This is a genomic window from Pseudomonas sp. BAY1663 (assembly GCF_000582595.1).
Classification (GTDB): Bacteria; Pseudomonadota; Gammaproteobacteria; order Pseudomonadales; family Pseudomonadaceae; genus Stutzerimonas; species Stutzerimonas stutzeri_AF.
The window spans coordinates 19,634-27,278 of the sequence record NZ_AZSV01000061.1 but is presented as its reverse complement, the minus strand read 5'-3'; the positions used below and the strand labels follow the sequence as shown (position 1 = coordinate 27,278).

The 7,645-nt window shown below is 68.7% G+C and carries 9 protein-coding genes and 1 pseudogene; 1 reads left to right on the top strand and 9 read right to left on the bottom strand.

What is annotated here, in order from left to right; all coding sequences use genetic code 11:
- The 5 genes from phnG to phnC form a co-directional block, all read right to left on the bottom strand.
- Positions 1 to 285 (bottom strand): phosphonate C-P lyase system protein PhnG (gene phnG / locus BAY1663_RS16105; RefSeq protein WP_037042662.1); only part of this gene is annotated, 285 nt, incomplete at its 3' end.
- A gap of 11 nt (positions 286 to 296) precedes the next feature.
- A complete protein-coding gene (gene phnF, locus BAY1663_RS16100) occupies positions 297 to 1,004 on the bottom strand; it encodes a phosphonate metabolism transcriptional regulator PhnF (protein ID WP_037042660.1) in 708 nt (235 codons plus the stop codon).
- Positions 1,005 to 1,037: 33 nt separating this feature from the next.
- Positions 1,038 to 1,832: a phosphonate ABC transporter, permease protein PhnE gene (phnE, locus tag BAY1663_RS16095; protein ID WP_037042657.1), complete on the bottom strand. Its 795-nt coding sequence runs from the start codon at positions 1,830 to 1,832 to the stop codon at positions 1,038 to 1,040.
- A 64-nt stretch (positions 1,833 to 1,896) separates the two neighbouring features.
- Positions 1,897 to 2,901 carry a phosphonate ABC transporter substrate-binding protein gene (gene phnD / locus BAY1663_RS16090; protein ID WP_037042656.1) on the bottom strand — a complete coding sequence of 335 codons (1,005 nt, stop codon included), beginning with the start codon at positions 2,899 to 2,901 and terminating at the stop codon, positions 1,897 to 1,899.
- Between the two features lie 50 nt (positions 2,902 to 2,951).
- A complete protein-coding gene (gene phnC, locus BAY1663_RS16085; protein WP_037042655.1) occupies positions 2,952 to 3,782 on the bottom strand; it encodes a phosphonate ABC transporter ATP-binding protein in 831 nt (276 codons plus the stop codon).
- A 251-nt stretch (positions 3,783 to 4,033) separates the two neighbouring features.
- On the opposite strand from phnC, the gene BAY1663_RS16080 reads away from it, so the two are divergent.
- Positions 4,034 to 4,798, top strand: a complete 765-nt coding sequence (locus BAY1663_RS16080; RefSeq protein ID WP_037042654.1) for an SDR family NAD(P)-dependent oxidoreductase — start codon at positions 4,034 to 4,036, stop codon at positions 4,796 to 4,798.
- Between the two features lie 321 nt (positions 4,799 to 5,119).
- Here the strand turns inward: BAY1663_RS16080 and BAY1663_RS16075 are convergent, their stop codons facing one another.
- The 4 genes and pseudogenes from BAY1663_RS16075 to dmpG form a co-directional block, all read right to left on the bottom strand.
- Positions 5,120 to 5,560 (bottom strand): heme-binding protein, encoded by a 441-nt coding sequence (locus tag BAY1663_RS16075; protein ID WP_037042653.1) that lies wholly within the window; start codon positions 5,558 to 5,560, stop codon positions 5,120 to 5,122.
- A 16-nt stretch (positions 5,561 to 5,576) separates the two neighbouring features.
- Positions 5,577 to 5,798 carry a 2-hydroxymuconate tautomerase gene (locus tag BAY1663_RS16070; protein ID WP_256206824.1) on the bottom strand — a complete coding sequence of 74 codons (222 nt, stop codon included), beginning with the start codon at positions 5,796 to 5,798 and terminating at the stop codon, positions 5,577 to 5,579.
- A 14-nt stretch (positions 5,799 to 5,812) separates the two neighbouring features.
- Positions 5,813 to 6,607 (bottom strand): 2-oxo-3-hexenedioate decarboxylase, encoded by a 795-nt coding sequence (gene dmpH / locus BAY1663_RS16065; protein WP_037042650.1) that lies wholly within the window; start codon positions 6,605 to 6,607, stop codon positions 5,813 to 5,815.
- Positions 6,604 to 7,643: pseudogene (gene dmpG, locus BAY1663_RS16060) on the bottom strand (4-hydroxy-2-oxovalerate aldolase). The gene dmpH and the pseudogene dmpG overlap by 4 nt, the downstream one beginning before the upstream one ends.
- Between the last annotated feature and the right edge of the window lie 2 nt (positions 7,644 to 7,645).

The window sequence follows — 7,645 nt, the reverse complement described above, 5'->3', positions numbered from 1 at the left end:
GGCGAGCTCGGCGTGGCGCTTGTCGCGGCCGGCGCGGTAGCTGTAGCCGGTGTGGCCGTCGGCCAGGCGCACCACGCAGCGGGTGACGCTCATCTCGCCGAGGTTGAACGGCGCGCCGGTGCCGCCCATGCGCCCGCGCACCAGGGTCATGCCGATTTCCGCGGGGCGGATCAGTTGGTGGGTGCAGTCGCGCAGGGCGTGCTCGAACGGCGCCAGCTCGGCGGCGTCGGCGCGGGCCAGCACCGCCATCCAGCGCTGGCGGGCGGAGGGTTCGCAGGTGTGCATGGGGTTCTCCATCAGGGGGCTACCTGGTACTGGAAGCGGTCGGAGCGGCTCGCCGAGAGGGCGATTTCCACGGGCCGGCCGGCGGGATCGGAGGACAGGGTGAACACCGACAGCAGCGGCATGCGCAGCGGCATCAACAGCCGCGCGGCCTCGTCGCGGTCGGCCAGGCGCGCGCCGATCAGGCTGAAGCTGCGCGCCAGCGGCAGGTCGCGTTCGCCCAGGTAGTGGCGCAGCGAGCCGCCCTGGTAGTCGGCCAGCAGGTCGGCGCGGCTGGCGCAGTAACGATGGCGGATCAGGCTGACCGGCTCGCCGTCGAGCAGGCGCAGGGTGTACAGCTCGATCAGCGCGGCACCGTCCGGCAGCTGCAGGTGGCGCGCCTCCTCGGCGCTGGCGGTGAGCAGGCGGCGCTCCAGCAGGCGCGCCTCGGTGCGCACGCCGAGGGCGGCGAGGGCATCGCTGTAGGCGCTGTCGGCCTGCAGCGGATAGACCAGCGGGCGTTGCAGCACTTGGGTGCCCTTGCCCTGGCGGCGCAGCAGGCGGCCTTCCTGCACCAGCTCGTCGACGGCGCGGCGCAGGGTGTGGCGGTTGACCGCGAAGCGCCGCGCCAGCTGCATTTCGCCGGGGAGGAAGTCGCCGATACGGTAGTGACGCAACTCGCCGCGCAGCACCTGCGCCAGTTCGAGGTAGAGCGGTTCGCTTGCTTGTCTAGACAACTGCATGGTTTTTTCGAAGGCGCCAGGCGCCCACTCCGGTCAGATGAAGAGCTTGCGCAGGCGCTGGGAGAGCAGGTCGATCAGGCTCACCACGGCGATGATGATCAGCAGCAGGGCGGCGGTCTGGGCGAACTGGAAGCCGCGGATGGCTTCCCAGAGGATCACGCCGATGCCGCCGGCGCCGACCATGCCGACCACCGTGGCCGAGCGCACGTTGGATTCGAAGCGGTACAGCGAGTAGGAGATCCACAGCGGCAGCACCTGCGGGATCACCCCGAAGATGACTTCCTGCAGGGCGCTGGCGCCGGTGGCGCGCACGCCTTCCACCGGCCCCGGCTCGATGGCTTCCACCGCCTCGGCGAAGAGCTTGGCGAGCACCCCGGTGGTGCTGATCCACAGCGCCAGCACACCGGCGAAGGGGCCCAGGCCCACGGCGACGACGAAGAGCATGGCGAAGACCATCTCGTTGATCGAGCGGCAGGCGTCCATCAGCCGTCGCACCGGCTGGTAGATCCACCAGGGCACGATGTTCTCCGCGCTGAGGATGCCCAGCGGGATGGCGCAGACGATCGCCAGCAGCGTGCCCCACAGGGCGATGTGCACCGTGGTGACCATTTCCTTGAGGTACAGCCGCCAGTTGCCGAAGTCCGGCGGGAAGAAGTCGGCGGCGAAGGTCGCCATGTTGGCGCCGTCGCGAACCAGCAGCAGCGGGTTCATCTCCGCGCCCTGCCAGGCCCAGGCCAGTACGGCCAGGCACAGGCCCCAGCCGAGCAGGCGCGGCCAGCTGCGCTTGTCGTTGCCCGCCAGCGGCGGCGTGGTACTGAGTGTGGTCATGTTCTGTTCTCGGCGGCGTGGGCGACGCGAACGTGGCGCCGCAGCGCCACGCCCGACGGCGGGATCAGCTGGCCTTGGCGGCTTCGGCTTTCTGCTGGCGCTCGGCCATGCGCTGTTCCAGCGTGGCCAGCTCCTGGTCGATGCCCTGCAGCCTGGCCTGGCGCTCGCCGTCGGAGAGCTTGCTGTCGGCGGCCACTTCGCTGCGCTTCTTGAACAGTTCCAGCTGGCGGATCGGCAACAGCTGGTCGTTGTCCGAGGCGCGGAACGGTGCCCACTGCAGGCCGGCGAGGATTTCCTTCTCGGCCGGCGTGGCGCCGTAGCTCATGAAGAACTCGCGCAGGCGGCTCTTCTGCTCGTCGCTCAGGCTCTTGCGCCATACCAGCGGGTCGGCGGGGATCAGCGGCGAGGTCCAGATCACCTTGAGCTGCGCGGCCTTGTCCGGCGCGGTGATCTGCAGGCGCTCCATGCCTTCGCTGTTGAAGGTGCCGACGTCGACCTGCTTGTTGGCCACCGACAGCGCGTTCACCTCATGGCTGCCGTTGAGGCTGCGCTTGAAGATGCGGCTGGCGTCGACCTTGTTGCGGGCGAACACGTAGTAGCCGGGCACCAGGTAGCCGGAGGTGGAGTTCGGGTCGCCGTTGGCGAAGGTCAGGTCCTTGGCCTTTGCCAGCACGTCTTCGACCGAGTTCAGCGGGCTGTCCCTGTGCACGATCAGGTGGCTGTAGTAGCCGGGGCTGCCGTTGGCGGCGACGGTCTGGGCGAAGACTTCACCATTGGCGCGGTCCACCGCTTCCATCGCCGACTTGTTGCCGTACCAGGCCAGGTCGACCTTGTCGAAGCGCATGCCCTGGATCACCCCGGCGTAGTCGGGGGCGAAGAAGGCCTTCACCTGGTAGCCGGTCTGCTTGCTCATGTCGGCGAGGAAGGGGTCCCAGACGCTGCGCAGGTTCTGCGAGGATTCGGTGGAGATGATGCCGAAGGTCAGGGTCTCGGCGGCCTGGGCCGTGCCCAGCAGGGCGCCGGCCAGCAGCGTGGAGGCCGCGAGGGCATGGCTGATGCGCTTGAACATGGAGGTCACTCCTGAGGTGTGGCGTTGGTTGTCGGGTGTGCCGGCCGCGATCAGCCGTTGACCAGTTGCAATGGCCGCGTCTCGGCGGCGCGGGCGCGGTCGGAGAACAGCAGGCTGGCGTCGAGGTCGGCGCCGTAGAGATCGTTGAGCAGGCCGTCGCTGAGCGCCGCCGAAGGGCCGTCGTAATGGATGTGGCCGCCCTTGAGCGCCACCGCGCGCGGGCAGTAGCGCAGCGCGTAGTCGACCTGATGCAGGGTCACCACCACGGTCTTGCCGTCGCGGCGGTTGATGTCGGCGAGGATTTCCATGACCTTGCGCGCCGATTCCGGGTCGAGCGAGGCGATGGGCTCGTCGGCGAGGATCACCTCGGCCTGCTGGGTCAGCGCACGGGCGATCGCCACGCGCTGCTGCTGCCCGCCGGAGAGCGTCGAGGCGCGTTGCCCGGCGCGCTCGGCCAGGCCGACGCGTTCCAGCGCGGCCAGCGCCTGGCGCTTCTGCGCGTCGCTGAACATGCCCAGCGAACCGCGCCAGCGCGGCATGCGGCCGAGAAAGCCGAGCAGCACGTTGTCCAGCACGCTGAGGCGGGTGACCAGGTTGAACTGCTGGAAGATGTAGCCGATGTCGGCGCGCAGTCGGCGCACCTCGCCATGCAGGCGACCGGTGGCCTGCACCTCGCGGCCGAGCACCTCGATGCGCCCGCCGGCGGAACGGTCGCAGCAGGCCAGCCCGGCCAGGTGGCGCAGCAGGGTGGACTTGCCGGAACCGGACGCGCCGATCAGCGCCACCATCTCGCCCGGCTGCACCGCCAGGCCCAGGTCGAACAGCGCCTGCTTGCCGGCGAAGGTCTTGTTCAGTCGCTCGACTCGAATAGCCGCATTCATCGTCTTGCCCTCTTGTCTGCGCGGCCGGGGAGATCGGCCAACTTGTCTAGACGAGAAGGTAGTCAGCGACTGTTGCAGTCCGGCGAAGCGTTCATGAAGCTGCCGTGACCATTCGATGAAGCTTTCGCGGGCGGTGCTGGGCGATAAACGCACGAAGCACTTTGCCGCCGGCGGCTGGGGCCCCTAAGCTGGATGCCGTCACGCCGCGTCGCCTACACGACGGTCGGGCATTTCAGAAAAAGAGGAAGAGCATGAAACAGAAGATCGTATTCATCACCGGCGCCACCTCCGGCTTCGGCCGCGCCACTGCCCGCCGCTTCGCCGAGGCCGGCTGGGCGCTGGTGCTCAGCGGCCGGCGCAGCGAGCGCCTGGAGCAACTGAAGGGCGAGCTGTCGGCCAAAGTCCCGGTGCACACCGCCACCCTCGACGTGCGCGACGCCGCCGCCGTGCAGCAGGCGGTCGCGCAGCTGCCCGAGGCGTTCCGCCAGGTCGACTGCCTGGTCAACAACGCCGGCCTGGCCCTGGCGCCGCAGCCGGCGCAGCAGGTCGACCTCGCCGACTGGCACACCATGATCGATACCAACATCACCGGCCTGGTCAACGTCACCCATGCGCTGCTGCCGACGCTGATCGCCACCGGCAAGGGCGCCAGCATCGTCAACATCGGCTCGGTGGCTGGCCACTGGCCGTATCCGGGCGGCCACGTCTACGGCGCGACCAAGGCCTTCGTCGAGCAGTTCGGCTACAACCTGCGCTGCGACCTGCTGGGTACCGGCGTGCGCGTCACCGACATCGCCCCGGGCATGGCCGAGACCGAGTTCACCCTGGTCCGCACCAAGGGCGACCAGGCCGCCAGCGACCGGCTGTACCGCGGCACCACACCGCTGAGCGCCGAGGACATCGCCGAGCAGATCTTCTACGTCGCCACCCTGCCGGATCACATCAACATCAACCGTCTGGAAGTGATGCCCACCCGCCAGGCCTGGTCGCCGTTCAATATCGATCGCGACAAGTAGGCAGCGGGCCTGCGGCCCGCATCGCCGCGAGGGCGCGCCCGCTGGGGCCGCGTGCACCGGCTGCTTTTGTGGGAGGCCCGACCTCGGGGCGATGTTTTTCAGGCTTTTGGCAGGCCTGCGGCCTGCATCGCCGCGGGGGCGCGCCTCCCACCGGATGCGGCGTAGGCTTGCTGCTTTTCGAGGGAGGCCCGACCTCGGGGTGAGGTTTTTCAGGTTTTTGGCAGGCCTGCGGCCTGCATCGCCGCGGGGGCGCGCCTCCCACCGGATGCGGCGTGGGCTTGCTGCTTTTGTGGGAGGCCCGACCTCGGGGCGATGTTTTTTTCAGGCTTTTGGCGGGGCTGCGGCCTGCATCACCCGCAGCCCTGCTTCGGCGCAGGACTCGTCCTGTTCTTCGCTGCCGCCGGAGACGCCGATGCCGCCCAGGCAGCGGCCGTCGAGCAGGACCGGCAGGCCGCCGCCGAACAGCACCAGTCGCTCGCGCGCCGGCAGGCCGATACGCAGCCGCGGGTTCTCGTCGAGCACCTGCAGCCAGTCGCGGGTCGGGAAGCCGAAGCTGGCGGCGGTATAGGCCTTGTCCACGGCGATGCCCTCGGAATGCAGGAAGGCGCCATTCATGCGCAGGTAGGCCAGGGTGTGCCCGGCGCGGTCGACCACCGCCACATGGATGCGGATGCCCAGCGCGCAGGCCTGGGCCACCGCGGCCTCGACCGCACGTTGGGCGGCCTGCCAGTGCAGGTCGGGTTCGTCGACCCGAAGCGTCATGACGGACATCTCCACTTCAGCGCCTGACCTTGCTGGCCGGCTCGCCGCCGATGCCGAAGTGACCCTTGGGCATTTCGCTGATGATCACCCGCACGCTGGCCAGCGGCGCGTCCAGCGAACGCGCGATGGCCTCGCTGACTTCGCGGATCAGGGTCTCCTTCTGCTCGTCGGTTCGACCTTCGAGGATATGGATCTGGGCGATGGGCATGCTGCTATTCCTTGGAAAAAGGCCGGCCACAGCCGGCCGTGGGTTTAGACGAAACGGGCGGAAACGCTGCCCAGCCCCTGGTAACGCACAGTGACGTTGTCCCCCGGCGCCACCGCCACGGCGGCGGTGATGCCGCCGGTCATGATGAAGGTGCCGGCCGGGATGTGCTCGCCGCGCTCGGCCAGCAGGTTGGCGAGCATCGCCACGCTGGACAGCGGATGGCCGAGCACCGCGGCGCCGGCGCCGACTTCCACCACCTCGCCGTTCTTCTCCATCACCACGCCGAGGGTACGCAGGTCGACGTCCTCGAGGCTGGCCATGCGGCCGCCGGTGATGAAGCGGGTCGAGGAGGCGTTGTCGGCCACCACGCTGATCAGGTCGAACCTGAAGTTCTCGTAGCGCGAGTCGATCACCTCGACGGTGGGGATCACGTAGTCGACCGCCGCGATCACGTCGCCGATATGGCAGCCCGGGCCCTTGAGAGGCGCCTTGGTGACCACCGAGATTTCCGCCTCGATCTTCGGGTGGATCAGCTCGGCGCAGTCCACCGTGCCGCCGTCCGGCACGCTGAAGTAGTCAGCGAGGAAGCCGTAGATCGGCGTCTCGACGCCCATCTGCGCCATCTTGGCCCAGGAGGTCAGGCCCATCTTCAGGCCGACGATCTTGTTGCCGCGCGCCTCCTTGCGCCGGCGGATCTCCCACTGCACGTCGTAGGCGTCGGCGAAGGTCATCTGCGGATGGTCGTTGGTGACCTTGTGGATGTCGTGGGCCTGCAGTTCGGCGTTCTCGATGTGCTCGGCCAGGGCCAGCACCTGTTCGCGGTTCAGGGTACGGTTCATGCGCTCACCTTCTGGCTCTGGCGGGCCCTGGCCATGTCCAGGGCGAGGTCTTCGATCATGTCTTCCTGGCCGCCGACGGTGCCGCGCCGGCCCAGTTCGACGAGGATGTCGCGGGCCGGCACGCCGTATTTCTTCTCGGCGCGCTGGGCGAACAGCAAAAACGAGCTGTACACCCCGGCGTAGCCAGGGTCAGGGCGTCGCGGTCGACGCGGATCGGCTGGTCCATCATCGGCACGACGAGGTCCTCGGCCACATCCATGATCTTGTAGAGGTCGATGCCGGTCTCCACGCCCATGCGCTTGCACACCGCGACGAACACCTCCAGCGGGGTGTTGCCGGCGCCGGCGCCGAGGCCGGCCACCGAGCCGTCGATGCGCGCGGCGCCGGCCTCGATGGCGGCCAGCGAGTTGGCGATGGCCATGCCCATGTTGTGGTGGCCGTGGAAGCCGATCTCGGTGGCCGGGCTGAGCTCGGCGCGCAGCAGGCCGATCTTCTCGCTGACCTCGGCGGGCAGCATGTAGCCGGCCGAGTCGGTGCAGTAGATGCAGTTGGCGCCGTAGCTCTCCATCAGCCGGGCCTGCTCCAGCACTTTTTCCGCGTCGATCATGTGCGCCATCATCAGAAAGCCCACGGTGTCGGCGCCCAGCTTGCGCGCCATGCCGATATGCTGCTCGGACACGTCGGCCTCGGTGCAGTGGGTGGCCACGCGGATGGTGGACACGCCGCAGTCCAGCGCCATCTTCAGGTGGTCGACGGTGCCGATGCCCGGCAGCAGCAGCGCCGAGACCCTGGCCTGCTTGAGCCGCGGGATCACCGCGCGCAGGTAGTCCTCGTCGCTGTGCGCCGGGAAGCCGTAGTTGATCGAGCGGCCACCGAGGCCGTCGCCGTGGGTGATCTCGATCAGCGGCATGCCGGCGGCGTCGAGGCCGCTGGCCACGGCGATCATCTGCTCGATGCTGATCTGGTGGCGCTTGGCATGCATGCCGTCGCGCAGGCTCATATCGTGCAGGGTGACCTTCTTGCCTTGCAGATTCATCG

Bases quoted from the DNA above. Each gene is read 5' to 3' on its own strand.
- phnE (WP_037042657.1), bottom strand. From the start codon at position 1,832: ATGACCACACTCAGTACCACGCCGCCGCTGGCGGGCAACGACAAGCGC.
- phnD (WP_037042656.1), bottom strand. From the start codon at position 2,901: ATGTTCAAGCGCATCAGCCATGCCCTCGCGGCCTCCACGCTGCTGGCC.
- BAY1663_RS16080 (WP_037042654.1), top strand. From the start codon at position 4,034: ATGAAACAGAAGATCGTATTCATCACCGGCGCCACCTCCGGCTTCGGC.
- phnC (WP_037042655.1), bottom strand. From the start codon at position 3,782: ATGAATGCGGCTATTCGAGTCGAGCGACTGAACAAGACCTTCGCCGGC.
- phnF (WP_037042660.1), bottom strand. From the start codon at position 1,004: ATGCAGTTGTCTAGACAAGCAAGCGAACCGCTCTACCTCGAACTGGCG.
- BAY1663_RS16075 (WP_037042653.1), bottom strand. From the start codon at position 5,560: ATGACGCTTCGGGTCGACGAACCCGACCTGCACTGGCAGGCCGCCCAA.
- dmpH (WP_037042650.1), bottom strand. From the start codon at position 6,607: ATGAACCGTACCCTGAACCGCGAACAGGTGCTGGCCCTGGCCGAGCAC.